Source organism: Neorhizobium fuzhouense (assembly GCF_042611105.1).
Lineage (GTDB): Bacteria > Pseudomonadota > Alphaproteobacteria > Rhizobiales > Rhizobiaceae > Neorhizobium > Neorhizobium galegae_A.
Window position 1 is genome coordinate 221,072 of sequence record NZ_JBHFFP010000006.1, and the last position, 25,114, is coordinate 246,185.

Consider the following 25,114-nt stretch of genomic DNA (forward strand, 5'->3'; position numbering starts at 1 on the left):
GATTCAATCATGGTAACTCATCGATATGCATCGGCCGAAAAGGGGCTTGCACGGCGTTTCGCCGGCGCCAGGAGCATCCAGTTCATTGCTCTCCTTGCGCTTTGCTCCGCCTATATCCAGGGACCGCTGACGAAGCTTTTCGACTTCCAAGGCGCGCTCGCCGAGATGGATCATTTCGGGCTGCAGCCTGCGCTGTTCTTTGCGATCGCGGTGATCCTCTTCGAGCTTGTCATGTCCGCAGCCATTCTCATCGGCTTCTTTCGCTGGGTGGCAGCGCTGGCCCTCGGCGTCTTCACGCTTCTCGCAACGTTTCTTGCCCTGCGCTTCTGGGAATTGCCGCCCGGCATGGAGCGGACGATGGCGATGAACGGGTTCTTCGAACACCTTGGTCTGGCCGGCGCCTTCCTCCTCGTCGCCTGGCACGATCTTCGGTCGAGGATGCGTCTCTCAGGCGGTTAACACAACGTGGAGTGAAGGACATGGCACCTAAAATTCGCGACGGCGTCGAGACACTGCCGGAAATGGAAGACCTGGACCTCGAACTGCCCCCCACGCCGACCAGGCACCAGGACGAACTGCTCGATGAAGCTTTGCAGGAAACATTTCCTGCAAGCGATCCGCCGGCCAGCGGCCGGATGGAAGGAACCCAAAACGCAACCCAAGGAACGTCCAATGAACGATGATATCAAGGCGCGCCGCGCCGCTTCCCTGAAGACCCCCACAGGCCTCGGCGTCGATGCCACCCGGGACATCTCCGCAGGCGCAACGACGCTGCTTGCGGACGTCTTTGCCCTCTATCTGAAAACCAAGAACTTTCACTGGCACATGTCGGGGGCAAATTTCCGCGACTATCACCTGCTGCTGGACGATCAGGGCGACGAACTCTTTGCGATCACGGATCCGCTGGCCGAGCGTGTCCGCAAGCTCGGCGGCTCCACGCTGCGCTCGATCGGCGACATCTCGCGCCGGCAGAGGATCAGCGATAACGACGCCGATTTCGTGCATCCCCACGAGATGCTCGCCGAACTGCGCGAGGACAATGGCTCGCTGGTGGCAAGCATGCGGGCACTCCACGACGTCTGCGACGAGCACGGTGACGTTGCGACAGCAAGCCTCCTCGAGAACTGGATCGACGAAGGCGAGAAGCGCGTCTGGTTCCTGTTCGAGATCCTGCGCAACACCAACAGTTAAGCTGTTTCAGACCGCTCAAAATTAAAGCCACGCGACCGCTCCGTCGCGTGGCTTTTTTGATGGCGTCAACGGCGCCGGCGATTGCTCGGCCGGCAGTGCCAACGCCTTGGCATTGTTCAAAAATCGTCGGAACCAACAAGATGGGCAGGGCGGCTGCCGCTACAACTCATCTCACGGCGGTCGATCTGCCGCCAAGTCACCAGGGGGCCACCGATGGCAAACGATTTCGACTTCTCACTCTCCCGGCGCCAGACGCTCATCGCCGGCGCGGCATTTTCCGCTGCGATGGCAGTTCCGGATCTCGCATTCCCAAAATCAGCAACCCAGACCGCACAAGGAAACTTTGAAATGACCGACGGCTTCGTGAAGACCAAGGACGGCGTGAACATCTACTACAAGGATTGGGGTCCGAAGGACGCACAGCCGATCCATTTCCACCATGGCTGGCCGCTTTCGTCCGACGACTGGGACGCCCAGATGATCTACTTCCTGCAGAACGGCTTCCGTGTCGTTGCACATGATCGCCGTGGCCACGGCCGCTCGTCGCAGGTTGCCGAAGGCCATGACATGGACCACTACGCGGCCGACGCTTCCGCCGTCGTGGAGCATCTGAACCTGAAGAATGCCGTCCACATCGGCCACTCCACCGGCGGCGGCGAAGTTGCCCGCTATGTCGCAAAATTCGGCCAGCCGCAGGGTCGCGTCGCAAAGGCCGTCCTCGTCAGCGCCGTTCCGCCGATCATGCTCAAGACGGCGTCCAATCCGGGCGGTCTGCCGATTGAAGTGTTCGACGGCATCCGCAAGGGCGTCGCGGAAAACCGCGCCCAGCTCTTCCTCGATTTCCCCACCGGCCCGTTCTACGGTTTCAACCGTGACGGCGCCAAGGTCTATCCCGGCGTGATCCAGAATTGGTGGCGCCAGGGCATGATGGGCAGCGTCAAGGCCCACTATGACGGCATCAAGGCTTTCTCCGAAACCGATCAGACCGAAGACTTGAAGAAGATCACCGTGCCGACGCTCGTCATGCATGGTGATGACGACCAGGTCGTTCCGATCGCCGATTCCGGCGAGCTGTCCGTCAAGCTCGTGAAGAACGGCACGCTCAAGGTCTACAAGGGCTATCCGCACGGCATGCTGACAACCCATGCCGACGTTCTCAACCCCGACCTGCTTGCCTTTATCAAGGCGTAAGTCGAGGTAAGATTGCCCGCTCGCGCCTCTATGCGAGCGGGCTTTTTCACGTCCAGCAAGCGTCGAGGAATGCGATGACAAGATTGCCTCTTTCCGTATTGTTGAGTTTCAATGGCGGCTATGTCGACACGGCCGGCTTCCTCGCCCTGCAGGGCCTGTTCACCGCGCATGTGACCGGCAACTTCGTCACACTCGGTGCCACGCTTGTCACAGGCGGTTCGGACGCCCTGCCGAAGCTTCTGGCGCTTCCGGTCTTCTGCCTGGTCATTTTCATTGCGCGGATCGCCGCCCTCCTGCTGCAGAAAGCTCAACGGCCGGTCCTCAAATTCCTGCTGGCGGCCAAGGTGATCCTGCTGTTTGCAGCAGCGATCTTTTCGGTCGCGCATGGCCCCTTCAGTTCCGCCACCACGATTGCAAATCTCGTAATGGGCATGACGCTGGTTTCGGCAATGGCCATCCAGAATGCCCTGCACCGCGTTCATCTCGCAAAATCGCCGCCCTCGACGCTGATGACGGGCACGACGACGCAGATCATGCTTGATCTCGGCGAGATCATGGTCGGCGGAAAAGGCGAAAGTTCTGCACTGGCGCTCACGCGCGTGAAGCGGATGAGCGTCGCCGTCGCGGCCTTCGCGTTTGGCTGCGCCTGTGCAGCCCTTGCGACCGCAACGATCCCTTTGTGGGCGTTTGTCATCCCGGCGGTTATCGGCGCACTGTCCTTTGCGGCACGGATCGCGACGCCCGAAGGTGATTGACGGGACGGTTTCGGTTTACGCCGGCCGGTTTTCTCGGCGCCATTTTCCGGGTGTCTTGCCGGTTACGCCTTGAAAGATCCGGGTCATATGGCTCTGGTCGGAAAAGCCGCACTTGACCGCAACGCCGAGAATGGTGTCGTCCAGCAGGAGCAGTTCTTTCGCCTTGGCGACCCGATATTCCGTCAGCCAGCGATAGGGGCTCTTGCCGAACGTATCCTTGAACGCACGGGTAAAGTGGCTCCGGGATAGCCCGCACGTGTCGGCGAGCTGGGTGATCGAAACCTGGTCGAATGCCATGGTCGTCAGGAATTCCAGCGCCCGCTTCTCTTGCCAGGGAGCAAGCAGCCCGCTCTTTTTTGCCGGAAAATACTGACCGCCATAGGTCTGCGCGAGATGCGTCAGAAGCACGATGCTGATCTGCTCCAGGAACATCTGGTTCGGTTCCTGCTTGCTCAAAAGATAGGGCGAAATCGCCTGCGCAAGGCCCAGGATCACCTCATCCCGTGTTCCGGGCTTGCAATCGAACCCGTCGAATTGCGGCCGCCCCAGATCCTCGAGGAAGGTTCGGATGAAGGGCAGCGGAATGTTGAAGCGGATGTTGTCGAAAGGCGACAGATGATGGCACTGCCATTCTTCGCGCAGGTCGGTAATCGCAATCGCGCCCTTGGGATGGCCGCCCTCGAAAACGAGCCGCCCGTTTCGCCACAGACGGTGCAGCCGGAAGTCGGCCAGCTGGATGATCACCGAGACGGCATCCTCACGCTTGCTCGGTGGGGCGATCGGCAGATCATGGCCGTCATAGCTCAGCCGCATGACCTTTATGGCCGAGGCCTTGAGCGACCAGCTTGTCACTCTGGCCGAAAACGATGTCGAGGCGCTGTTGGTGTTCGTATCCAAGGCGTTCTTTCCGGGCCAGCCGCAGCTGGCCCAATTCAATGGAGCTGACGATCTCTCCAACGGGCGGGCGTGGTGCCCACTTCCCTGGAAAAGACCTTGGTGAGATGGCTTTGATCGACGAAGCCGCAGGCGCGGGCGATCTCCCGGATCGAAAGTTCGTGCTCGGAAAGAAGCGTCTTTGCAGCGCCGACACGGGCCCGCGTGATCCATTGACGCGGCGTCAGGCCCGTCACATTCTTGAATCCTTGCGCAAAATGCGCGGCCGAAAGCCCGATCACCGCGGCGATCTCGGCCACGGTCAGTTCACGCCCCAGGTTCTCCTGCATAAACCCTTTCGCCGCCATCTCGCGGTCGGCCTGGAGAATTGTTGCGTTCTTCGACGTCACGACGTCGAGGCAATCCTGCAGAAGATGCGTGCAGACGGCGATCGACAGGTGACGCAACAGCGGATCGATCGTCTCGGGATCCCGCTCGAACAGGGAGAGGACCACCGAGGCGAGGTTGCTCACCACCTTGTCCGGTTCCGCCCTGCGACAGCGGAGTGTTCTCGCGACCTCATCCGGGAAGCTGGTGCGCGCAACATCATGGACCAGCGCTTTCGGCAGATAGATCGCCAGCGCGACGAGATCGCGATGGAGGACCGCGCAGGCACCTTCCATGAGATCGACGACGCAGAGCGAACCCTTGACGCACCAGCGCGGTGGCGCCAGGCGGCCGTTGCTCAGCACATCCGAGTGGATCGTATCCTCAAGATAGACCATCACGAGGTAGGCGTCGGAACGCGGGATCGTCACCCTTGCTTCGACATCCTTCGTCACGGCCCGCACGATTTTACTGACCGTGATGGGCGCGGAAGATAGGGGCATCGCCTCCAGAAAAGGCGCCTCCGGCATTCCGAAGCAGCCCCCGAGCCAATTACCGTCATGAAAGTCGAGACTCAATCTTGCCTCCGAAATGGACTTGTTGGCGCGGCGACCGGGCACCGTCAGGATATATCGGTCATTTCATTGCAAGCATGGGTGGTTTGATCAAGATAGATCGCACGACATACCTCTTGCGGGGCGGCATCCGGGCACGGGCCTCTTCATAAACGCAAGAAGGCGCCGAGACCAGCAGTCTTGGCGCCTTTGCCGTGTTCGGCCTTCACCGGACAGAGTAAAAGCCGATCCGGAGCGGCGACCGTCAGGCGGTCTCGACCGCAGCCACGGCATCGAGGATCACACCGGTGACCGCTTCCGGCATGGAAAGCAGCGACAGGTGGCTCGCCTCCAGTTCCGTCGTCTTGGCGCCCATTGCCGCTGCGAGCTCCCGCTCAAGGTCAACGCTCACCACACGGTCCTGCGTGGAGACGATGTACCAGGTCGGCCGCGACGCCCATGCGGGCTCGGTCACCTTGTCACCGAATGTGCTGGCGGCAAGCGGGGGCTGGAGGACAGAGAGTACCCGCGCTTCCTCCTTTGGAAGATCCTGCCCGACATCGTTGACCCAGCCTTCCTCGGAAAGCGTCAGATAGCCTGCACCATCGTTCCTGATCTGCGAAAGGCCGGGAGGTGCCGAGTACCTGCCGACCTGGTCGCCTACGGTTTCACCGGCTTTGGGCGCAAAAGCCGCGACATAGACGAGAGCCTTCACCTTGGGATCGTTGCCGGCTTCGGTGATGACCGCACCACCCCAGCTGTGCCCGACGAGAACGACCGGGCCTTCAACGGAATTCAGGATGCGCCGGGTCGCAGCCGCGTCATCGGCCAGCGACGAGGTCGGGTTCTGCACCGCGACGACGGGAATCTCCGCCTTCAGCAGCAGCGGGATCACTTTTTGCCAGCTTGAGCCATCGGCCCATGCACCATGAACGAGGATGACGGTTGGTTTTGCGGAAGTCGATGTCATTTGCTTTTGCTCCTGGTGGGGGTCGAATAATGAGGAGCTTAGGCGGGCACGGAAGGATCGGTCTTGTTGTATCAGACGATGTTTGGACGCCAGCACTGCGCCGCATCCGTGCCGGCTGCGAGACGTTGATCGAGCCGAATGGCAAGGCCTGCGGCACTCTTCGCGGAGCCGCTGAAAACGACAAAACGTCATTGGTCCATCCAAGCGGAGCGGACGAACCACGCTGTAGGATCGGAACCATCACACCTTGGGCCGATCTACAGGAGCCGCCATGCACCCCCGAATGTCGTTTCTCGCGCTGCCTTTCGTTGCAGCATTCACCCTTGCATCCAGTGCCGGCGCAAGCCCCGCGATCCCGCCGGTTGCTGTCGCACCGCAATACGACACGACACATGTCTATGTCGCGCCCGAACAGGTGGACAGCTTCGTCCAGGCGTTTCTCGGCACGTTTGGCGGCAAGTCCACCCCGCAGGTGGTCGCAACCGTGACGCCGACGCCGAGCAGCACGACGAGCCAGTTGCTTCAGACGCCCGTCGGCACGGTTTCGCTCTTCGGCTTCAAGACCCCGGTTCCCTATCCATTCGGGCTTGAACGCAACGGCTATCTCGTGCGGGACATGGATGTTGCCGTCAAGGCTGCCCGCGCCGCCGGCGCCAGCGTGCTCGTCGAGACTTTTCCCGATCCGATCGGCCGCGACACCGTCATCCAGTGGCCGGGCGGCCTCAACATGCAGTTGTACTGGCACACCAAGACCCCCGATTACAAACCGTTCGAAACGATACCGGAAAACCGCGCCTATGTTTCGCAGGATGCCGTCAGCGAATTCCTCAAGGATTTCCTCTCCTTCTCCGGCGGCAAGATCGTAGCTGACGACAGCAATGCGTCCGCGGCCGAGATCGGCAAGCCGGACGAGAAGTTCCGCCGCATCGAAGTTCAGTCCGATTTCGGACGCATGCTCGTACTGGTGTCCGACGGCCACCTCCCCTACCCCTATGGCTATGAGACCACCGGCTATGAAGTTTCAAACCTTCAGGACACCTTGGAAAAGGCCGGGAAGTTCGGGGTGAAGGTCCTCGTACCGCCACATCGCGTCGGCGGCCGAGAGGCATCCCTCGTGCAATTCCCCGGCGGATACATCGCCGAAATCCATGCGGTGTCGAAGTGACATCACAGGCTTGAAGTCGAGAGAGGTCGGGAGGTGGCGGTTGCGGGCCGCCGCTTTCATGACCATCGGCTCCCTTCTCGTAAGAGAGCAGTGTTGACCCGGCTCGGACCGGTTCCATTTGATCGAATGAGATTTGCACCAGAAAAGGAGCGCGAAGTGGCATCGAAGGTCGCAGACGTCTTAACCGAAATCCTCCATACGGCGGGTGTCGAACGGATCTACGGGGTCGTTGGGGATAGCTTGAACGGCTTGACGGAGTCGCTCCGGAAACGGGGTGACATCGAATGGATCCACACACGCCACGAGGAAACTGCAGCATTTGCCGCCGGAGCTGAAGCCCACCTGACGGGCAAGCTCGCCGTCTGCGCCGGCAGTTGCGGACCGGGCAACCTTCACCTGATCAACGGGCTGTTTGATTGCCATCGCTCGCGCGTCCCGGTGCTTGCGATTGCCGCGCAAATTCCGTCGGCAGAAATCGGCCGGGGCTACTTCCAGGAAACGCATCCCGAACACCTGTTTCGAGAATGCAGCCATTACTGCGAGCTTGTCAGCCAACCCGAGCAGCTTCCCGCAGTCATCGAAACGGCCATCCGCGCCGCCGTCGGCAAACGCGGCGTTGCCGTCATCGTCATCCCGGGTGATGTCGCCCTTTCTGATTTCACCGCGAAAATCTCCAAGGCACCGACACTTTCCGTGGCGCAGCCTGCCGTCGTGCCGTCAGCCGCGCAGATTGCTGATCTGGCCGAACTCCTGAATGGCAGTTCGAAGATAACGCTGCTTTGCGGTCGCGGCTGCGAAGGCGCGCATGCCGAACTGATCGCCTTTGCCGATCAGCTCAAGGCGCCGATCGTCCACGCGCTTGGCGGCAAGGAACATGTGGAATTCGACAACCCGTTCGATGTCGGGATGACGGGGTTGATCGGGTTTTCGTCCGGTTACAAGGCAATGCTCGAGTGCGACACGCTTGTGATGCTGGGAACCGACTTTCCCTATCGGCAATTTTATCCAACCGACGCCAAAATCGTCCAGGTGGACTTAAGGGCCGAAAACCTTGGCCGCAGGACGACGCTTGATCTTGCCATTGTCGGCGATGTCAAATCGACGCTGTCTGCCGTGACACCTTCTCTCAAGCAGCGAACCGATGACCGCCATCTCTCGGACTGCCTTGCGGCCTATAAAAAGGCGCGCGAGGGGCTGGATGACCTTGCCACCGGGCGAAAGGGCGGAAAGATCCATCCGCAGTATGTCGCCCGCCTGTTGAGCGAGCACGCCTCCGACGATGCGGTCTTCACCTTCGATGTCGGAACGCCGACGATCTGGGCGGCGCGGTATCTGAAGATGAACGGAAAGCGGCGAATGATCGGCTCGCTGGTCCACGGATCGATGGCCAATGCTCTGCCTCAGGCGATCGGCGCACAGTCTGCCTATCCGGACAGACAGGTTGTCAGCATGTCGGGAGACGGCGGGTTTTCGATGCTGATGGGCGATTTTCTGACGCTCGTACAGCAGAATCTGCCCGTCAAGGTGGTCATCTTCAACAACTCGACCCTCGGCTTCGTTGCCATGGAGATGAAAGCGTCTGGCTTCCTGGAGACTGGCACCGACCTCAAAAACCCGGATTTCGCAGCGGTGGCGCGCGCAACCGGCGTCCACGCGATCCGGGTCGAAGACCCGGCGGACCTCGAAGCAGCGGTGAAGGACATTCTGGCGCACCCCGGTCCGGCGCTGCTCGACGTTGTCACCAACACGGAAGAGCTATCGATGCCGCCGAAGATCGAGGCGGCGCAGGTGAAAGGCTTCGGTCTCTGGGCGATCAAGGCCGTGATGAACGGCAGAGGCGACCAGCTGCTTGACCTGACCGTCTCGAACTTCCTCTCGCGTTAAGACAGGAGCGGGCCTGGTATCATGAGTATCAGGCCCGCCTTTGCCACGCCGCGCAGACACCTCTAGTGGGACCCTGAGCCACCTTGCATCAGTTCGATGCGCCTCATCCAGGCTACGGCACCCTGGCGTTCTGCCATCGCATAGGCAGTGGCAAGAGCCTCCCCGCTCGGTCTCTCTGAATTCCCCGCGGATTTAACGGCTGCGACCCGCAGCAGTTCGGGGCCGCACCAGATGCTGCCTTCCACGTCCTGCCGGGCGAAGAGATCGTTGCTGTAAGCGTGCGGGCTGATGGCCGCGAACACTTCCGCCTGCATTGCGGTGGCATCCCTGGGAAACGCCGTTTTGCCCTCCAGAATGGCCGCAAAGCCGTCCGCCCAGACCTGCCAATGGCGCAGGCCTCTTCGCGTCGTGCGGCTCATCAGATGACCGTTCCACTCCCGCGCAAGCGCAAGTTCGCCGCACCATAGCGCAACCGGAATGCATCCGATCGCCAAGCCGTAGCAAATTGACAGGTCGTGATCGAGCAAGAGGGCGTCAGCCGCACAATCCTTGGCAAGCGCAAGCGCTCCATCGGCATCCCCCTGCAACCAGGTAATGCGCATGAGCAATGCCAGCACCGCTGTCTTCCCATCCACCTGGGCATGGTTTGTGTGGTTGGCGCGGACGGGCGCATCGTCACCGGCAATCACCTTCATCAACAGCTCGAGCGCCTGGGCCTGATTGCCGATGAAGTGATGGGAAAGCGCAAGCATATGATCTGCGGTCTGGATGTTGGCGAGCTCCCCGGTCGCATAGGCCGGCCCCTTGAATTGCTCCGCAAGGACAAGGCTTTCCCTGTAATTGCCAAACAGGATCGCGCGCGCCCACAATCCCCAAACGGCTCTGAGCTTATGGGCGGCAAGATCGAGCTGGTCGGCGATCTCTCCCGCCCGCAGGAACGCGTTGTTCATATCCTCCGTCGGACCCGCCGTGTGCCACAAGGCGTGGCCATAGGTCGCCTGAAGCTCGAACTCGGCGACGGAACCGACCAGGCTCGTCCCGGCAATGGCGCTCATCGCCCTTCGAGCCAGTGCCAGATATTCGGAAGGGAGCGAAAGATGGAACCAGAGCGATGCCGAAGCGATGATCAGTTCCACGCCGAGTTGCTTGTCGCCGGTGGTGAATGCCCAATCGAATAGCGCGCGAAGATCGTCCACCCGCCAGCTGTTGGCGGCGAGCCATTGGCCCGGGTTCTTTCCGTCCCATACGGTCATTTCCGAAGTGAACAGTTTCAGGCAGTGCCTGCCATGCCGTCGCATCACCTCGTCCAGTTCCGGTCCCCTGCCCAGCTTTTCCGCCGCGTAAAAGCGGGTCGTATCCAGCAGGCGGTAGAGTGACGAACGATCGCGCCGGTCCATCGTCACGAGAGACTTGTCGACGAGTGCCGTCAACGCATCGAAGACGGCAAACTCTTCGACGTCGGCGCCCGCGCAGGCGGCCAAGGCGGCATCGAGCTCGAAAGACGAGCGGAACACCGACAACCGTCGGAAGACGGCCTTTTCGCTTTCGGACAGAAGATCGTGGCTCCAGTCGAGCGTTGCGCGCAGGGTTTGCTGACGCGGCATGGCCGTTCGCCGCCCCTTCGTCAGAACGGAAAAGCGGTCATCGAGACGCTTTGCCATCTGCTGGACATCGAGCAGGTCCATGCGGGAGGCTGCCATTTCCAGCGCAAGCGGAATGCCGTCCAGGCGTTCACAGATATCCAGAACCGCGGAAACATCCTCATCGCGGAACTCGAAGCTGCTCGAGCTTGCTCTGGCCTTGCTGCAGAACAGTTCGACCGCGGAAAATTCCAGCGCTCTTTCTGCCGTCATGTCCGCCTGCAGCGCCGGCACCGCCAGCGTCGGAAGCCTAAAGATCGACTCACCCGCCGCCCGCAACGGTTCACGGCTCGTGATCAGGATGCTGACATGAGGCGCCGATTGCAAAATCTTCTCAGACAGCTGCGCGACCGCATCGACCACGTGTTCGCAATTGTCAAAGACGATCAGCACGGCCTGCGCAGCAAGGGCCGCAATGATCCCCTGCTCTGCCACGCCTGCCACCGCCAGACCGAGCTGGCTGGCCAGGGCCGAGACCACGAGGCCTCCGCTTGAAAGAGGCGCCAGATCGACAAAGCAGCCGGCAATTCCCTGAGCGGCGGCCACCCGGTGCGCGACCGCCAGGGCAACCGTCGTCTTGCCGATTCCGCCTGGACCGGCAATCGTGACCAGCCGCTTGTCGGGAAAAAGGTCCGCCAGTCCCTGGATGACCTCGTCGCGGCCGATGACCTGGGCCAGATTGGCGGGAAGGAAAAGGGAGAGCGGCTTTGCTTGGCTTTCAGCCTTCTCGGCACCGGGCGCTCCGGTTGCGACCACGGGGACGACCCATCTATAGCCGCGCCCGGTCTCATTCTGGATGAAACTGATTCCGTCCGCCGTCTCGCCCAGGGCTTTGCGCAAGGCCGAAAGATGGACGCGCATGGCGTTTTCATCAACGGTCGCGTCCGGCCATGCCCGCTCCATCAGCTGGTCCTTGGTGACCAGCTCTCCCGCCCGTTCCACCAGGAGAATGAGGAGGTCAAGCGCCCGTGCGCCGAGACGAACAGGTTCTCCGTTTGAAAACAACGACCTCTGCGCAATCGAGAGCGTGAATCGGTCGAACCTGTAGGAGGTGTTGTCTTGCATGATCGTCCATCAATTGCCGCAGTCCGGATAGTCCAACCTATCAACCGGGAGGCTCGGCGTCTTTTGAAGGAGTTACTTTTCTTGGACGAAATGACTGTGGAGGGCACCATCTGCAAAGGGGGCTTAATCGCCTTTGCAACTCTTCACAAAGCTTAAGTCACGGTCCGAGCCCTGTCGGCGGTAGATGTTGGTCATCGACAACGATCACTCACGTCAACCCGCCGAAAGGAACTCCCGATGTCTTTCTATCGCGTTATCGAAGCCGGTCCGACTTCACCGGTAGCCGTCAAGGATTTGCCTGCAAGCATCGCCATCACCCTGACCGAACTGCTCGATCAGGCGGGTTTCGAAGTGGACCGCGACATCGAGGCGGTGAAGGCCTGCCTCGACAAGGCCCGGGCGATCCTGCGGGCAGAACCGAAGCCGGCAGTGACCGGTGGCCTGGCACCGTGGCAGATGAAGCGCGTCAGCCAGTTCGTTGACGAGCATCTGTCATCGGCCATCCCTTGCGAAGATCTTGCGGCTCTGTGCCGCCTCAGCATCAGTCACTTCTCAAAATCGTTCCGCCAGAGTTTCGGTGTCCCGCCGCATGGTTACGTGCAGGCAAGGCGCGTCGATCGCGCAAAGACGCTGCTGGTCGAGAGCACCGAACCGCTTGCCCAGATCGCGCTCGACTGTGGCCTTGCCGATCAGGCGCACCTCTCCCGGCTCTTTCGCCAGGTAACCGGAGAAACCCCCAGCAGCTTCCGTCGCCGCCACGCCCATGCGCAGTGATCGTCAGCCATCCCATCAGGAAGTACCCAGAAAATGCCGATATATGTCACGTCTGCCTCAGCCAATCCCGTTCTCGACACGCTGACGCAGGAATTCCTGGACCGCTTTCCCGGTCCGGCAAAGAGCCTTGAGGAATTAAGAGAACGGATGGTCGATAGCGATGCCGAGCCTCACTCAGAAAGCCGGGTGATCGATGTCGACCTCGACATCCCGCCGGATCCTGTCCGTGGCCGCCTGATCCTTCCCGTCGGGGCAAGCGCACCCAGTCCGGTCCTTGTCTTTGTCTGCTCGCAAAGGGCTGGAGACGAAGGCCGGATGAGCGCAGACGGCCTGTGCCGCACCCTGGCGGAGGCGAGCCAGATTGCCGTCTTCTGCCTTGGCGCAAGCCAGGGGCCATTGTCGGCAAGAGTAGCATCTATCATTTCCGCTCTCTCGGAAATTCAGCGCAATGGCGACAGCCTCGGGCTCGATGGCGCCCGATTGGCAGTGGCCGGAGATGGTACTGGCGCAAAAGTTGCCGCGGTGGTTTCGATGGTTCTCAAAGACCGTCCGGATCCGGCGATCGCACTGCAAATTCTGTTCAATCCGATATTCTCGGATCACCTTGAGACGGCGTCCTGTCAGGCCTTCGCCGAAGGGCCCTGGATGACGGCCGACCTCCTGTCGCAGTTGACGCAGGAACTGGGCGAGGATGGAGATACCGCGCTTCCCTCACCGGCGGATGCCCGGATCAGAGATGTTGAGGGACTGCCTCCAACGCTTGTGATGACCGCCGAAAACGACATGGCAAGGGACGAGGGCGAAGAGTTCGCACGCAAGCTGATGCAGGCCGGGGTGCGGGTAAACGCCGTGCGCTTTCTCGGCACAATTCATGATTTCGCGGTCCTGGAGCCGCTTGCCGACACCCCCGCTGCGCGAGGTGCCGTGGCTCACGCCGCCGCTTTGCTGAAGGAGACATTCAACCTGTAGCTTTGGCGTCATTCCTGAGGAAGGAGCACCCCTTGACCGCGTTCACCGACATCTCCTCTTGCCCACCGATCCGCTCCTTGATGCGCCAGAGAGCGACGTCAACGGATCTTCGAGAGGAGCGCCACCGCAAGGTCGACAAATGCCCTCAGGCGTCCGGAGCGCCGGATATCGCGATGATAGCCCATCCAGATATCGCGGCTCGGCGGATCTTCGCCGAGATCCAGGCGCTGGAGATTGGGCTGCTTGTCTCCAACGGGTCGAGGCAGAACGGCAATGCCGACGCCGGCACTGCTCATCTGCGCCTGGACGTTCCGGTTGTTCGACCGGACGATGATCCGGGCGTGCGGAAGTTTCGACTTCAACCAGTCGATATCGGGAAAGGCACCGAGGGAGGTATCCATGGTGACCAGAGCACATCCGTGTCCATCGCCGGCGCGCGGTGGCGCTTGGTCCGCCGCCGCGTAGGCTCCGTACGGCATTTCGATAAGCTTGCGCTGGACGACGTCTGCTTCGGTGAAGGGCGAAATGCGGAATGCGACATCGGCCTCCCGCTGCGCAAGGCTGAACAGTCGCGTCCCGGTCAGGATTTCCATGTCCACATGAGGATAGGTCTTCGAAAACGCGGCGATGACGGGTGGAAGGACCCAGGCTCCGAACCAGTCCGCAGAAGAGATGCGAAGGGTTCCTTCGAGCTTGTGCACATCACCTGCCAGGCGCCTCTCGATCGCCAACGCGCTTTCCTCCATGTGCTCGGCCATCGAGAGCACTGCCGATCCTTCCTCGGTGAGCACGTAACCGTCGCTCGTGCGCTGAAAGAGCGTCTGCCCTGTCGCGTCCTCCAGGGCGCGCAAACGCCGGCTGATGGTTGGGTGGCTGAGCTTCAAAGAGCGGCCGGCGGCGCCCAGCGTTCCCTCCCTCGCAACCGCGAGGAAAATCCTGACATCGCTCCATTCCATGGCCGCCCCCGTTCAAAAACGTACAGGCACTGTGCAGTGTCTTCGATTGCAGAACAACCGCGTTCACTCGATATTTTCAACCATCAACACAAGAGGACGTCGATATGACCATCCATTATCAACCGACGGCGCTGCCAAAAATGACGACGCCTCTCACCTTCGCCATGGCAGTCGGTGCCGGAGCGGCGGTCGCCAACATCTATTACAACCAGCCAATGCTGGAACTCATCGGCAGGGACCTGCCGCTTGCCGCGACACTGATCTCGCCGGTCACCCAACTCGGCTACGCTCTGGGTCTGTTCCTGCTGGTCCCCCTCGGCGATATCGTCGAGCGCAAGCGCCTGATCGTCGGTCAATTCCTCACGCTTGCCCTTGCGCTGCTTGGCGTCGCCTATGCCGGCAACACGGCCCTGATCGTGATATTCTCGGCCCTCGTCGGCATATCCTCGACGGTCGCGCAGCAGATCATTCCGTTTGCAGTGCATCTCACCACCCCCTCGAAACGCGGTGCGACGGTTGGAACCCTGCTCTCCGGCGTGCTTGGGGGAATTCTCCTCAGCCGAACGGTCGCGGGCTACATCGGCACACATCTCGGCTGGCGGGAAATGTACATGATCGCGGTCGCGGTCGCCCTCGTCGGCGCCTTGGGCATGTGGGCTATTCTCCCCTCCCTCCCGACCTCGGCCTCGATGCGCTACCGGATCCTGATCTCGTCGATTGGCTCGCTTTGGATGAAGCATCGGGAATTGCGGCGGGCAGCCGTGACCCAGGCGCTGATCTTTGCCGGGTTTTCTGCCTTCTGGACGGCACTGCCCTTTCGCTTGGCGCAACCTGATCTCGGGCTCGGCGCCGAGATCGCCGGCCTCTTTGGCATCGTCGGTGCTGTCGGCGTGATTGCCGCTCCGGTCGCCGGCCGCGTTGCAGACGTGAGAGGTCCCGCCATCGTCGTGCGGCTCGGCGCCATCATCGCTCTTGCTTCCTGGGCACTCTTTGCGGCGTCCCCGACCATCGCCGGCCTTGTCATCGGCGTGATCGCCCTCGATTTTGGCATGCAGAGCGCATTGGTCTCGAACCAGTCTCTGGTCTATGCGCTCGATCCCAACGCGCGCGCCCGCCTCAACACGGTGCTGATGGGCTCCATGTTCCTCGGCGGGGCGATCGGATCGGCTTTAGCAATCGCAGTCTGGTCGAGCGCAGGCTGGCTCGGTGTCACCGCCCTCGGCGGCCTCGTCAGCGCCATCGCAGTCGCACTTCAGGTCAGGCGGCGGCCGGAATAAACCTGCCACCACGCGACCAGAGACCTGACAAGAAGGAACAGCCGGGAGCGCGCGGAAACATTCGCAGCGCTCTCAGGCAAACAGCCGTCCGAACTGGTCGAAGTCACGACGCATCAGGGTGTCGATTTCCGCGTCAGTCAGGGAATCATCGCTCATGAATTGCTGGAACCGGGCGTTCTGCAGCAGAAAGACCGTATCGGCCAGGGCATCGGGATCGACCCCGGCCGGCAAGGTCCCGGCTTTCAGACAGACACGCGCCCAATGGGCCAGAAAGTCGGTCAAGGCGCGATCGAGTGCCTGATAGCTCCGGCCAAATTCTTCGCTTCCGCTCTGAATGGATGCGGCAAGGATCTCCCGCCACACGGGCTTTGGGAGATTCCCCGTTGCGTGGAGGCGCAGACGCTGGGCGAAATCTGCGCAATAGCCGAGGAAGTTCGGTGCATCCTGCGTCAATTGCGCCTGCTCCTCGATCAACTGCCGCGTCAGCTTCCGATCGCCTTCCTCCACCAGAGCGAGCAAAAGCCCCGCTTTGTGACCGAAATAATTATAGACCGTCACGCCCGAAATGCCTGCTTCATAGGCAAGCGATTCAATCGTCACGTCACCATAGGGCTCATCGCGAAACTTACGACGCGCGATATCCATGATGAGTTCGCGACGTTGCGCTTTCTTGCGCTCTCTTAGTCCTGCTTCAGCCATCATCTGCCTGCTTTTTACCCACTTCTGCGCATCTTTGATCAACAATTGAGCAAAATATTTTATTGACAAAAATATTTTAGTCCATAAATTTTTTTACAACCATAACCAAGGGAACTATGGACATGATTAAAGCTCTGCGCAATGGTTTCGTCGGTGCGGCAATCGCACTGGGCAGCATGATCACCCCTGCCGTCGCCGACGACTTCAAGGTTGCGATCGTGCTTCCGGGCGTCATTACGGACAATTCCTTCAACCAGTCCGGCTATGAAGGCGTCAAGGAAGCAGCCCAGAAACTCGGCGTCGAATTCGCCTACAGCGAAAAGACGGCACAGCCAGACCAGCCCCAGGCACTGGCCGATTATGCCCGCCGCGGCTACAAGCTGGTCATCGGCCATGGCGGCGAATTCCAGGATGCCGTCGATCGCATCGCAAGCCGCTTCCCCGATACGAAGTTCCTGGTCGTCAACGGCGTGAAGGCCGGCAAGAACGTGGCCGTCGTCAGCTACGACTTCCCCTCCATGGGCTATGCGATGGGCTATGTCGCGGGCAAGACCTCCCAGACCGGCAAGGCGGGCTATATCGGCGCGCAGAAGCTGAAATTCTACGTCGAACTCGGCGAAGGTTTCGAGAAGGGCTTCAAGGCCGCCCGCCCCAATGGTTCGGTCATGACCGCCTGGACCAATGACTGGGACGATGTCGCCAAGGGCAAGGAAGCCGCCCTCAACCTGATCGGTCAGGGCGCCGACGTGATCTTCCCGTCGATGGACAATGCCGTGGTCGGCAGCCTCCAGGGCGCCAAGGAACAGGGCAAGATGGCGATCGGCATCTATTACGATGCGATCAAGGACTGGCCGGATACGGTGATCCAGTCCGCGGTCTTCGACATGCGCGGCGCGCTCGGCGAAGTCATCGGCCTTGCAAAGGACGGCAAGCTCGAAGCAAAGCCCTACATCTTCAGCTTCGACCACAAGAACGCCACCCGTCTCGGCACCTACGGCCCGAAGGTTCCGGCCTCCGTACCGGCCGAAGTGGATGCCCTTCTGCCGAAGCTTGCTTCGGGCGAAATCTCGGCGAAATAATCCTGGTCGCCGGCAGCAGCAGCCCTTGCTGCCGGCAATCCCACCTTCAGCAAGAGATTGGTTGCATGACGGCTCCCGCCCTTCGCCTCACCGGTGTCGGAAAACTGTTCGGCGAATTCCGCGCCCTTGACGCGGTCGACATGACGGTGACCGCAGGCACGATCCACTCCATTCTTGGGGAGAACGGCGCCGGCAAGACGACGCTGATGAACATCCTCTACGGTCTCTACGAGCCTGAGGAAGGTCAGGTGGAGGTGTTTGGAAAGCCGGTGAGCATCCCCTCCCCGCGTGCCGCACTCGATCACGGCATCGGCATGATCCATCAGCATTTCATGCTGGTCGATACGCTTTCCGTCGTCGAGAACATCATTCTGGGCCTGCCCGGCCAGGGTTTGCGCCTGTCTCTCCACGCACATGCCGAAAAGATCGGCGCCCTGTCCCGTCACTACGGCTTCGACATCAATCTTCATGCTCCGGTCTGGACGCTGCCCATGGGCATGCGCCAGCGGGTTGAGATCCTCAAAGCGCTCTACCGGGAGGCGCAGATCATCATCTTCGACGAGCCGACCAGTATTCTGGCGCCTCAGGAAGTGGATGGCCTGCTGCAGGGCCTTCGCCGGCTGCGCCAGGAGGGCAAGACGGTCATTCTCATCACCCACAAACTCGAAGAGGTGGTTGCCGTGGCGGACCGGATCACGGTCATGCGCTCCGGCCGCGTCGTTGCCGAGCAGCCGGTCGCGGGGCTGGAAAAATCCGACATGGCACGGCTGATGGTCGGACGCGATGTCGCACTCTCCTCCTATGACGTGGAACGGCCGGAACCCGGCGAGGTCGTGCTTGATGCCCGACATCTCGAAGCCACCAACAGCCATGGGGTTGCCGCCCTCAAGAGCGTCTCCTTCCAGATCCGTGCCGGAGAGATCTTCGGCATCGCCGGTGTCGACGGCAACGGGCAATCAGAGCTTGCAGAAGTGCTGACCGGCATGCGGCGTCCGGACGGTGGCACGCTGAAGCTGAAGGGCACCGACCTTCTTCCGCTGACCGTCGACCAGCGCCGGCATGATGCAAAGATGTCCTACATCCCCGAGGACCGGCACCATACCGGCCTCGTCCTCGATCTTCCCGTCTGGCAGAACGCGGCCCTGCGCGACTTCCGCCGATCCCCGTTTTCGTGGAAGGGGTGGCTCAGGCCCCGGCGCCTGCGCGAAATCGCCGCCGACTGGGTCAAGCGCTATGACGTGCGGTTGCGCGGGCTGGATCAGGCGGTGCGCTTCCTCTCCGGCGGCAACCAGCAGAAGCTGATCTTTGCCCGGGAAATCGAAGCGGGGCCCACCGTGATGGTGGTCATGCAGCCGACCAAGGGCGTCGATGTCGGCGCCATCGAACTCATCCAGCGCACCATCCTCAAAGCGCGGGCGCAAGGCGTGGCCATTCTCTACATCTCGACCGAACTTGAACATATTCTCGCCGTCGCCGATCGCGTTGCCGTCATTTGCGGCGGCCAATTTACCGGGATCCTGCCGCGCAGCGAAGCGACGCTCGAGCGTGTCGGCAGCCTGATGACCGGCATCAGCGAAACTCCGGAGGCCGCATGATCCGCATCGTTGCAACGCTGTATGCCCTGCGCACCGTCTGGGCTCTCTTCCTCGCTTTCGGCCTCGGGGCGCTCTTGATCGCGGTGTCCGGCGGCAATCCGCTTTCGGCCTATTCAGTCCTGATCGAGGGCGCCTTCCTCGACTATTGGGGCATTTCCGGCACGCTGGTGAAGATGTCCCCGATCCTGCTTGCGGGGCTTGCGGTCATCCTGTCCCTGCGCGGCGGATTGCTCAATCTCGGCGTCGAGGGCCAGATCTATATGGGCGGCCTGTTTTCCTCCAGTGTGGCACTTTACGTGACCGGTCTTCCGACACTGCTCCACCTCGTGCTTGCGATCCTTGCCGGCGCGCTTGCCGGCGGCGCCTGGGGCATGATCGCCGGCCTGCTCAAGGCAAAGCGCGGCATCAACGAGGTCATCGTCACGCTGCTCCTCAATTTCGTCGCGATCAATCTCGTCAGCTATTTCGCCGGCGGCCCGATGATGCAGGAGGGAGCGCCCTATCCCTATTCCGAGGAAATCCCGGAAGGTCTCTTCCTGCCGATCATCCTGCCGATGACCGATGCGCATCTCGGTGTAGTTCTGGGCGTCGTGCTGGCGGTCGTGCTGTGGGTGCTTCTGCGGTCCTCCACGCTCGGCTTCGGTCTTGATCTCGTCGGACGCAACCCGCAGGCGGCGCACTATGCCGGCGTCAATGTCGGGCGCACGGTGATCATGACCATGTTTCTCTCCGGCGCTCTCGGCGGCCTGGCCGGCAGTTTCGAGGTTCTCGGTCTCAAGCACCGTCTCTACCACCTGTTTTCCGCGGGTTTCGGCTTTGACGGCATCGTCGTCGCCTTCATGGCGCAACTCAATCCGCTGATGTCGGTGGTTGCCGCCTTCTTCCTCAGCGGCCTGAAAATCGGCGCCCTGATGATGCAGCGCGCCATCGGCCTTGAAAGCACCGTCGTCGATGCGGTGATCGGGATCGTCATCATCTGCGTCGCTGCCTCCCAGGCCTTCGTCTTCAAGGCTGACCAGTGGCGGGCCTGGTTTGCCAGGCGCCAGAGGCTTGACGCTGCGCTGGCCGCTCAACCGCAGGAGACCAGGTGATGGATCTGGCGTTTCTCACCGATTTCCTCGCCTCCTCGCTGAGGCTGTCGATACCGCTCGTCTTCGCCGCCATCGGCGTCGTCTGGGCCGAACGCTCCGGCGTGTTCAACATCGCCATCGAAGGCTGCATTCTCGGCGGTGCCTTCGGGGCGGCAATCGGGACGTGGTGGTTCGGCGATCCGCTGGGCGGGCTCCTGATGGCGCTTGCGGTCGCCGGTCTGCTCGGTCTGTTGCTCGGCGGGCTTGCTGTCGGCCTCGGCATCAATCAGCTGGTCGCAGGCATTGCCATCAACCTGCTCGTCAGCGGCATGACGGCCTATCTCGCTCGCCAGATCCTGGGGGCAAGTGCCACCGCCCCGCTGCCGGGCTTCGGCGTCTGGCCGATACCGCTCCTGTCCGCCCTTCCGTTCGTCGGCCCCATCCTGTTCATCCAGGGGCCGCTTGCCTATCTCGCCTATCTCGCCGTGCCCCTTGCCTGGTGGCTTCTCTACCGCACACCCTGGGGCCTGCTTCTGCGCGCGGCCGGCGACCAGCCCATGGCGGTCGATACGGCCGGTGTCGACGTGCAGCGGCTACGTTATGTTTCGGTGATCGGTTCCAGCATGCTGGGGGGTCTCGGCGGCGCCTATATCGTGCTGTCCCAGGTCCATGTGTTCACCGAAAACATGAGCGCCGGCAAAGGTTTTATCGCGCTTGGGGCGGTCATTCTCGGCCGCTGGAACCCACTCGGCGCGGCGATTGCCTGCCTTGCCTTCGGCATGGCGGACGCAACCCAGCTCCGGCTGCAATTCGGCAGCCCGGACATTCCCTATCAGCTGTTCTCCACCCTGCCCTTCATCGCGGCGCTGGTGGCGCTTGTCCTGATGTCGGGCAAGGTTCACGCCCCGGCCGCCGTGGGCAAGAAGTTCGAGCGCAGCGGCAAATGAAAGGCTAATCCATGATCTCAAATCCCGTACCGTGGCCCAATGGCGCCAAATGCGCCGCCTGCGTCACCTTCGACATGGATGCCGAGAGCCTAATCCACATCGATCACCCGGAAGACGGCTACAAGCGGGCGTCTGCCCTCTCCATGCTGCAATACGGCCCGACCGTTGCCATTCCGCGCATTGTCGAAACCTATCGGCAGCTCGGCATACGGCAAACCTTCTTCATCCCGGCCTGGTGCATCGAGCGCTATCCGCAGGCGATCGAGACCATCCTGGCCGGTGGCCACGAGATCGCACAGCACGGTTTCCTGCATGAGAACCCGGTCAAGCAGAGCGCCGACGAACAGGCATACTGGCTCGATCGGTCAAGCGAAGTCATCGAGCGGGTGACGGGAAAGGCGCCGCGCGGCTTCCGTGCGCCGCTCTACAATTTCTCCGAACAGACGGCACGCCTGCTGGTCGAGCGCGGTTTTCAGTATGACAGCTCGCTGATGGCCGACGACGTGCCCTATCTCGTCAAGGCCGCCGACGGCGATTTCGTCGAATTGCCGACCCATTGGGGGGTCGATGACTGGCCGCAATATGTCCAGTCGATGGATCTCGACTACATGATGCCGATCCGCGCGCCGAGCCACGGGTTTGAGATTTTCCGCGAGGAGTTCGAGGCCGCCTATCGCTATGGCGGGCTCTGGATCCCGGTCGTCCATCCCTTCGCGACCGGTCGCTTGGCGCGCTGGCATGTGGTGAGCCGGTTCCTTCAAGAGGCCGTCTCCCGCGGCGACGTCTGGTTCGCGCCGATGGAAGAGATCGCCGCCCATGTGCGCGATGTCACGGCAAAAGGCCTCTACGTGCCCCGCGAGATCCCGATGCCGCAATATGACGGACCGGTCAGGGTTTCAGCACCCGCTTTCCTTTGACGATCAGACAAGGGCCGCTGCCGCATTGCCTGCGGCGGGACCTGACCCGATCCATCAATCCGGGACGCAAGGCTCCCGCAGCACAGCACGAAAGGATATGCCATGGCAGCCCACGGTTACGATTCCGGGAGGCTCAACCTCCCCTTTGTCGGCATCTCGACCTTTGCCAAGAGCCCCTATGTGGAAAACTGGGATGCCATCGACGCCGATGTGGCGATCCTTGGCGCACCCTTCGACTTCGGGACCCAGTGGCGCTCGGGCGCTCGGTTCGGGCCGCGTGGCATTCGCGAGGCGTCCACCCTCTTCGCCTTCGGCCATGCCGGTGCCTATGACCATGAGGACGACGTCACCTACCTGGAAGGTGTGCGAATGGTCGATCTCGGCGATGCCGACATCGTCCATACCGACACGATGAAAAGCCATGCCAATATCGAATATGGCGTGCGCAAGATCCTGGCGGCCGGCGCGCTGCCCGTCGTTCTCGGCGGCGACCATTCGATCAACATTCCCTGCATCAACGCCTTCAGCGAGCAGGAACCGATCCATGTCGTGCAGTTCGACGCCCATCTCGACTTCGTCGATGAGCGCCACGGCGTCCGTTTCGGCCATGGCAGCCCGCTGCGCCGGGCCTCGGAAAAGCCTTGGGTGACCGGCATGACGCAGCTCGGCATCCGCAACGTCTCCTCGACCGCCAAGGAAGGCTACGACTATGCCCGGGCTCAGGGCTCCGACATTCTTTCGGTCCGCCAGATCCGCAAGCTCGGCGTCGATGCGGTTCTGGAGCGTATTCCGGCAGGCAAGCGCTATTACCTGACGATCGATATCGACGGCTTCGACCCCTCGATCGCGCCCGGGACCGGCACGCCGAGCCATGGCGGCTTCATCTATTACGAAGTGCTGGAACTCATCGCAGGTCTTGCCAAGCGCGGCCCGATCGTCGGCGTCGACCTCGTCGAAGTTGCGCCGGACTACGACCATACCGGTTCGACCGCGATCCTTGCAGCTCAGCTGTTGCTCAACACCATCGGCCGGATCTTCATCAACAGGTGATCTTCTGGCTGTCGCTCACCCCGTTACGGCCCGGTCCGCCAGATCGCTTGCGACATCCAGAAGAACGCTTGCGCCGAGAATGACATGATCGTCGGTCACGAACTCCGCCTCGTTGTGGCTGACGCCGTTGCGGCAGGGAACGAAGATCATGGCGGAGGGCGCGGTGCGGCTGACAAAGAGGGCATCGTGGAACGCGCCCGACGTCATTCTTCGGCTTGCAATCCCGCGCCGGAGGCAGGCTTTCTCGATGACGTCCACAATCGCGGGATCGAATGTTCCGGGGGCCATGTCGAGACGGCGATCGATCGACAGGGCGCAGCCCCATGTTTCTGCCGCGCGCGCGCAGGCTGCCCTCACGTCCGCCTCCAAGCCGGCAAGGGCCTGATGATCCGGATGGCGGACATCGACGGTGAAGGATGCATGGCTTGGGATGACATTGATGGAACCGGGTTCGACGGCAAGCCGGCCGACGGTGAGCCGGGCCTGCGCATCGCCCGGCATCACCGTTGCCTGCAGAAAGGCGATCGCATCGGCTGCAGCGGCCAAGGCATCCTTGCGGAACTCGCGCGGCGTCGTGCCCGCATGCGCCGCCTCGCCGGTAAAACTGACCTCCAGCCACCGCGTGCCCTGCACGCCCGTCACGACACCGATCGGCACAGCCTCGCGCTCGAGGATGGGGCCCTGCTCGATGTGAAGCTCGACGAAGGCGAAAGGCGGCGGTCGCACCGGCCGCATCGCGGCCTGCGGAAGTGCGGCAAGCGTCGCAGCAAGCTCATCCTCCAGGCGGGCGCCGTCGGGCGCCACGACCGATCGCCACTCGCCGATGGCAGAAGCACCGGCAAAGTCCATGGAGCCCATGCAGCCGGGCGCATAACGGCTGCCTTCCTCGTTGGTGAAGGCGACGACCTCGATGGCACGCAGCGTCCCGGCGTCCGCTTCCGCCAAGGCCTCCAGAACCTCGAAGGCGCTGAGAGTGCCGAGGGCGCCGTCGAAACGTCCACCGGTCGGCTGGCTGTCCAGATGGCTGCCGATCAGCACCGGCGCCAGGCCGGGATCGCGGCCCTCGCGCCGGATGAACAGATTGGCGGCGTCATCCTGAAACACCGAAAAGCCGCGCGCCAGGGCCCGTTCCGTGATCAGACGTCGCGCGGCCCGGTCTTCGACGCTGAGCGCCTGCCGGTTGACGCCACCGGCGGGCGTGGCACCGATCGCTGCAAAATCCGCCAGCGACTGCAGCAGACGCGCGCCATCGACCTCCACTCTCTTCATCATCGATCAAGGCCGGCGATAAAACGGGTCACCCGGTCCGGCTCGACGGCATTCCACCAGACGCCGTCATATTTGAGGGCGCTTGCGATGATGACGCCATCGGCGACGGAGAGAATGTCGTTGGCGTTCTCATGCGTCACACCGCTGCCGACCAGGGTGGGCAGCGAGGCGGCCTCCTTGATCATGCGGATATAACCGAGATCGGCGGCATGGCCGGTGCGCTGGCCGGTTGCAATCACGACATCGGCATCGAAGAAGACAAGGTCCCTCACCTGCTCCTCCACCGGCCGGTCACCGACGATGGCATGGGCGCCGTGCTTGACATGCGCATCGGCGAAGATGCGGATGCCGCGGGCCCTCAGATGGGCGCGGTAACGCATGGCGCGCGCGGCTTCCCCCTCCACGATGCCTTCATTGGCGACATAGGCGTTCGCCCACTGATTGACGCGGATGAAGGAGGCCGAGGCAGCCGAGGCAATGGCAAGTGCGGGAATGGCCGCATTGGCCAACACATTGATGCCGATCGGCCGGCCGAATTCGCGGCGGATGCGGTCCGCGATGACGGCCATGTGGGCAGAGGTCTCGTGGCCGATGTCATCGGGCTTGGCGAAGGGCACGTCGCCGTGGTTCTCGATGATGACCGCATCGCAGCCGCCGGCAAGATAGGCCTTCGCGTCGGACAAACCACGCGCATAAATGGCCTCGACGCCCTCGTCGTCATAGCGGGGGGCGCCCGGCAGGGGCATGAGATGCACCACGCCGATGATCGGCTTTTCCCGGCTGAAGAGGGTTTTCAGTATCGTGGAATCCTGTCGTCCGATGGGTTTGGCCATGATG

Annotated in this window: 24 protein-coding genes; 16 read left to right on the forward strand and 8 right to left on the reverse strand. The window is 61.9% G+C overall.

Features of this window, described 5'->3' with window-relative positions:
* Window positions 1–9: 9 nt before the first annotated feature.
* The 5 genes from ACEXP3_RS13235 (at window position 10) to ACEXP3_RS13255 (ending at window position 3,137) form a co-directional block, all read left to right on the forward strand.
* Window positions 10–459: a DoxX family protein gene (locus ACEXP3_RS13235; RefSeq protein WP_377297680.1), complete on the forward strand. Its 450-nt coding sequence runs from the start codon at window positions 10–12 to the stop codon at window positions 457–459.
* A gap of 20 nt (window positions 460–479) precedes the next feature.
* Window positions 480–683: a hypothetical protein gene (locus tag ACEXP3_RS13240; protein WP_377297681.1), complete on the forward strand. Its 204-nt coding sequence runs from the start codon at window positions 480–482 to the stop codon at window positions 681–683.
* Window positions 673–1,191, forward strand: a complete 519-nt coding sequence (locus tag ACEXP3_RS13245; protein ID WP_210107287.1) for a Dps family protein — start codon at window positions 673–675, stop codon at window positions 1,189–1,191. The genes ACEXP3_RS13240 and ACEXP3_RS13245 overlap by 11 nt, the downstream gene beginning before the upstream one ends.
* Before the next feature lie 213 nt (window positions 1,192–1,404).
* Complete coding sequence (locus ACEXP3_RS13250) at window positions 1,405–2,382, forward strand: alpha/beta fold hydrolase (protein ID WP_210107288.1); 978 nt, start codon at window positions 1,405–1,407, stop codon at window positions 2,380–2,382.
* A 74-nt stretch (window positions 2,383–2,456) separates the two neighbouring features.
* Window positions 2,457–3,137, forward strand: coding sequence for a YoaK family protein (locus tag ACEXP3_RS13255; RefSeq protein ID WP_377297682.1), 681 nt, complete (start codon window positions 2,457–2,459; stop codon window positions 3,135–3,137).
* 15 nt (window positions 3,138–3,152) lie between these two features.
* On the opposite strand, the gene ACEXP3_RS13260 is transcribed toward ACEXP3_RS13255, so the two are convergent.
* From ACEXP3_RS13260 to ACEXP3_RS13270, 3 genes are all read right to left on the reverse strand, one after another.
* Entirely contained in the window at window positions 3,153–4,034 is an 882-nt protein-coding gene (locus tag ACEXP3_RS13260) for a helix-turn-helix domain-containing protein (RefSeq protein WP_245367217.1), read from the reverse strand.
* A 35-nt stretch (window positions 4,035–4,069) separates the two neighbouring features.
* A complete protein-coding gene (locus tag ACEXP3_RS13265) occupies window positions 4,070–4,975 on the reverse strand; it encodes an AraC family transcriptional regulator (RefSeq protein ID WP_377297683.1) in 906 nt (301 codons plus the stop codon).
* Between the two features lie 241 nt (window positions 4,976–5,216).
* Complete coding sequence (locus ACEXP3_RS13270) at window positions 5,217–5,921, reverse strand: alpha/beta fold hydrolase (protein ID WP_377297684.1); 705 nt, start codon at window positions 5,919–5,921, stop codon at window positions 5,217–5,219.
* Between the two features lie 271 nt (window positions 5,922–6,192).
* On the opposite strand from ACEXP3_RS13270, the gene ACEXP3_RS13275 reads away from it, so the two are divergent.
* Together ACEXP3_RS13275 and poxB are read left to right on the forward strand one after the other, a co-directional pair.
* A complete protein-coding gene (locus ACEXP3_RS13275) occupies window positions 6,193–7,086 on the forward strand; it encodes a glyoxalase (RefSeq protein WP_377297685.1) in 894 nt (297 codons plus the stop codon).
* 126 nt (window positions 7,087–7,212) lie between these two features.
* Complete coding sequence (gene poxB, locus ACEXP3_RS13280) at window positions 7,213–8,970, forward strand: ubiquinone-dependent pyruvate dehydrogenase (protein WP_377297686.1); 1,758 nt, start codon at window positions 7,213–7,215, stop codon at window positions 8,968–8,970.
* Between the two features lie 62 nt (window positions 8,971–9,032).
* Here the strand turns inward: poxB and ACEXP3_RS13285 are convergent, their stop codons facing one another.
* Window positions 9,033–11,675 (reverse strand): ATP-binding protein, encoded by a 2,643-nt coding sequence (locus tag ACEXP3_RS13285; protein ID WP_377297687.1) that lies wholly within the window; start codon window positions 11,673–11,675, stop codon window positions 9,033–9,035.
* Between the two features lie 237 nt (window positions 11,676–11,912).
* Here ACEXP3_RS13285 and ACEXP3_RS13290 point away from each other — a divergent pair, with 237 nt between their 5' ends.
* Together ACEXP3_RS13290 and ACEXP3_RS13295 are read left to right on the forward strand one after the other, a co-directional pair.
* Window positions 11,913–12,449, forward strand: coding sequence for a helix-turn-helix domain-containing protein (locus ACEXP3_RS13290; protein WP_377297689.1), 537 nt, complete (start codon window positions 11,913–11,915; stop codon window positions 12,447–12,449).
* A gap of 33 nt (window positions 12,450–12,482) precedes the next feature.
* Entirely contained in the window at window positions 12,483–13,418 is a 936-nt protein-coding gene (locus tag ACEXP3_RS13295) for an alpha/beta hydrolase fold domain-containing protein (RefSeq protein ID WP_377297691.1), read from the forward strand.
* Window positions 13,419–13,516: 98 nt separating this feature from the next.
* On the opposite strand, the gene ACEXP3_RS13300 is transcribed toward ACEXP3_RS13295, so the two are convergent.
* On the reverse strand, window positions 13,517–14,374 hold the full coding sequence (locus ACEXP3_RS13300) for a LysR family transcriptional regulator (RefSeq protein WP_377297692.1): 858 nt from the start codon (window positions 14,372–14,374) through the stop codon (window positions 13,517–13,519).
* A gap of 104 nt (window positions 14,375–14,478) precedes the next feature.
* Between ACEXP3_RS13300 and ACEXP3_RS13305 the strand changes: the two genes are divergently transcribed.
* On the forward strand, window positions 14,479–15,651 hold the full coding sequence (locus ACEXP3_RS13305) for an MFS transporter (RefSeq protein WP_377297693.1): 1,173 nt from the start codon (window positions 14,479–14,481) through the stop codon (window positions 15,649–15,651).
* Window positions 15,652–15,723: 72 nt separating this feature from the next.
* Here ACEXP3_RS13305 and ACEXP3_RS13310 read toward each other — a convergent pair whose 3' ends face one another.
* Window positions 15,724–16,350: a TetR/AcrR family transcriptional regulator gene (locus tag ACEXP3_RS13310; RefSeq protein WP_377297694.1), complete on the reverse strand. Its 627-nt coding sequence runs from the start codon at window positions 16,348–16,350 to the stop codon at window positions 15,724–15,726.
* A 122-nt stretch (window positions 16,351–16,472) separates the two neighbouring features.
* On the opposite strand from ACEXP3_RS13310, the gene ACEXP3_RS13315 reads away from it, so the two are divergent.
* From ACEXP3_RS13315 to speB, 6 genes are all read left to right on the forward strand, one after another.
* Complete coding sequence (locus tag ACEXP3_RS13315) at window positions 16,473–17,429, forward strand: BMP family protein (RefSeq protein WP_377297695.1); 957 nt, start codon at window positions 16,473–16,475, stop codon at window positions 17,427–17,429.
* Window positions 17,430–17,494: 65 nt separating this feature from the next.
* The gene (locus tag ACEXP3_RS13320) at window positions 17,495–19,024 is read left to right on the forward strand and encodes an ABC transporter ATP-binding protein (protein WP_377297696.1); all 1,530 of its coding nucleotides are present in this window, start codon (window positions 17,495–17,497) and stop codon (window positions 19,022–19,024) included.
* Complete coding sequence (locus tag ACEXP3_RS13325) at window positions 19,021–20,115, forward strand: ABC transporter permease (protein WP_377297697.1); 1,095 nt, start codon at window positions 19,021–19,023, stop codon at window positions 20,113–20,115. The genes ACEXP3_RS13320 and ACEXP3_RS13325 overlap by 4 nt, the downstream gene beginning before the upstream one ends.
* Entirely contained in the window at window positions 20,115–21,041 is a 927-nt protein-coding gene (locus tag ACEXP3_RS13330) for an ABC transporter permease (RefSeq protein ID WP_377297698.1), read from the forward strand. The genes ACEXP3_RS13325 and ACEXP3_RS13330 overlap by 1 nt, the downstream gene beginning before the upstream one ends.
* An 11-nt stretch (window positions 21,042–21,052) precedes the next feature.
* Window positions 21,053–21,958, forward strand: a complete 906-nt coding sequence (locus ACEXP3_RS13335) for a polysaccharide deacetylase family protein (protein ID WP_377297699.1) — start codon at window positions 21,053–21,055, stop codon at window positions 21,956–21,958.
* A gap of 102 nt (window positions 21,959–22,060) precedes the next feature.
* Window positions 22,061–23,008, forward strand: a complete 948-nt coding sequence (gene speB, locus ACEXP3_RS13340; RefSeq protein WP_377297700.1) for an agmatinase — start codon at window positions 22,061–22,063, stop codon at window positions 23,006–23,008.
* A gap of 15 nt (window positions 23,009–23,023) precedes the next feature.
* Here the strand turns inward: speB and ACEXP3_RS13345 are convergent, their stop codons facing one another.
* A complete protein-coding gene (locus ACEXP3_RS13345; protein ID WP_377297701.1) occupies window positions 23,024–24,280 on the reverse strand; it encodes a Zn-dependent hydrolase in 1,257 nt (418 codons plus the stop codon).
* On the reverse strand, window positions 24,277–25,110 hold the full coding sequence (locus ACEXP3_RS13350) for a BtpA/SgcQ family protein (protein ID WP_377297702.1): 834 nt from the start codon (window positions 25,108–25,110) through the stop codon (window positions 24,277–24,279). Before ACEXP3_RS13350 ends, ACEXP3_RS13345 begins: the two co-directional genes overlap by 4 nt.
* Between the last annotated feature and the right edge of the window lie 4 nt (window positions 25,111–25,114).

What these genes read in the sequence shown, in the direction of transcription:
- ACEXP3_RS13335 (WP_377297699.1), top strand. Translation starts at nt 21,053, where the DNA reads ATGATCTCAAATCCCGTACCGTGGCCCAATGGCGCCAAATGCGCCGCC.
- ACEXP3_RS13315 (WP_377297695.1), top strand. Translation starts at nt 16,473, where the DNA reads ATGATTAAAGCTCTGCGCAATGGTTTCGTCGGTGCGGCAATCGCACTG.
- ACEXP3_RS13320 (WP_377297696.1), top strand. Translation starts at nt 17,495, where the DNA reads ATGACGGCTCCCGCCCTTCGCCTCACCGGTGTCGGAAAACTGTTCGGC.
- ACEXP3_RS13240 (WP_377297681.1), top strand. Translation starts at nt 480, where the DNA reads ATGGCACCTAAAATTCGCGACGGCGTCGAGACACTGCCGGAAATGGAA.
- ACEXP3_RS13325 (WP_377297697.1), top strand. Translation starts at nt 19,021, where the DNA reads ATGATCCGCATCGTTGCAACGCTGTATGCCCTGCGCACCGTCTGGGCT.
- poxB (WP_377297686.1), top strand. Translation starts at nt 7,213, where the DNA reads ATGAGATTTGCACCAGAAAAGGAGCGCGAAGTGGCATCGAAGGTCGCA.
- ACEXP3_RS13350 (WP_377297702.1), bottom strand. Translation starts at nt 25,110, where the DNA reads ATGGCCAAACCCATCGGACGACAGGATTCCACGATACTGAAAACCCTC.
- ACEXP3_RS13300 (WP_377297692.1), bottom strand. Translation starts at nt 14,374, where the DNA reads ATGGAATGGAGCGATGTCAGGATTTTCCTCGCGGTTGCGAGGGAGGGA.
- ACEXP3_RS13270 (WP_377297684.1), bottom strand. Translation starts at nt 5,921, where the DNA reads ATGACATCGACTTCCGCAAAACCAACCGTCATCCTCGTTCATGGTGCA.
- ACEXP3_RS13285 (WP_377297687.1), bottom strand. Translation starts at nt 11,675, where the DNA reads ATGCAAGACAACACCTCCTACAGGTTCGACCGATTCACGCTCTCGATT.
- ACEXP3_RS13275 (WP_377297685.1), top strand. Translation starts at nt 6,193, where the DNA reads ATGCACCCCCGAATGTCGTTTCTCGCGCTGCCTTTCGTTGCAGCATTC.
- ACEXP3_RS13345 (WP_377297701.1), bottom strand. Translation starts at nt 24,280, where the DNA reads ATGATGAAGAGAGTGGAGGTCGATGGCGCGCGTCTGCTGCAGTCGCTG.
- ACEXP3_RS13290 (WP_377297689.1), top strand. Translation starts at nt 11,913, where the DNA reads ATGTCTTTCTATCGCGTTATCGAAGCCGGTCCGACTTCACCGGTAGCC.
- ACEXP3_RS13295 (WP_377297691.1), top strand. Translation starts at nt 12,483, where the DNA reads ATGCCGATATATGTCACGTCTGCCTCAGCCAATCCCGTTCTCGACACG.
- ACEXP3_RS13235 (WP_377297680.1), top strand. Translation starts at nt 10, where the DNA reads ATGGTAACTCATCGATATGCATCGGCCGAAAAGGGGCTTGCACGGCGT.
- ACEXP3_RS13245 (WP_210107287.1), top strand. Translation starts at nt 673, where the DNA reads ATGAACGATGATATCAAGGCGCGCCGCGCCGCTTCCCTGAAGACCCCC.
- speB (WP_377297700.1), top strand. Translation starts at nt 22,061, where the DNA reads ATGGCAGCCCACGGTTACGATTCCGGGAGGCTCAACCTCCCCTTTGTC.
- ACEXP3_RS13305 (WP_377297693.1), top strand. Translation starts at nt 14,479, where the DNA reads ATGACCATCCATTATCAACCGACGGCGCTGCCAAAAATGACGACGCCT.
- ACEXP3_RS13310 (WP_377297694.1), bottom strand. Translation starts at nt 16,350, where the DNA reads ATGGCTGAAGCAGGACTAAGAGAGCGCAAGAAAGCGCAACGTCGCGAA.
- ACEXP3_RS13255 (WP_377297682.1), top strand. Translation starts at nt 2,457, where the DNA reads ATGACAAGATTGCCTCTTTCCGTATTGTTGAGTTTCAATGGCGGCTAT.
- ACEXP3_RS13330 (WP_377297698.1), top strand. Translation starts at nt 20,115, where the DNA reads ATGGATCTGGCGTTTCTCACCGATTTCCTCGCCTCCTCGCTGAGGCTG.
- ACEXP3_RS13250 (WP_210107288.1), top strand. Translation starts at nt 1,405, where the DNA reads ATGGCAAACGATTTCGACTTCTCACTCTCCCGGCGCCAGACGCTCATC.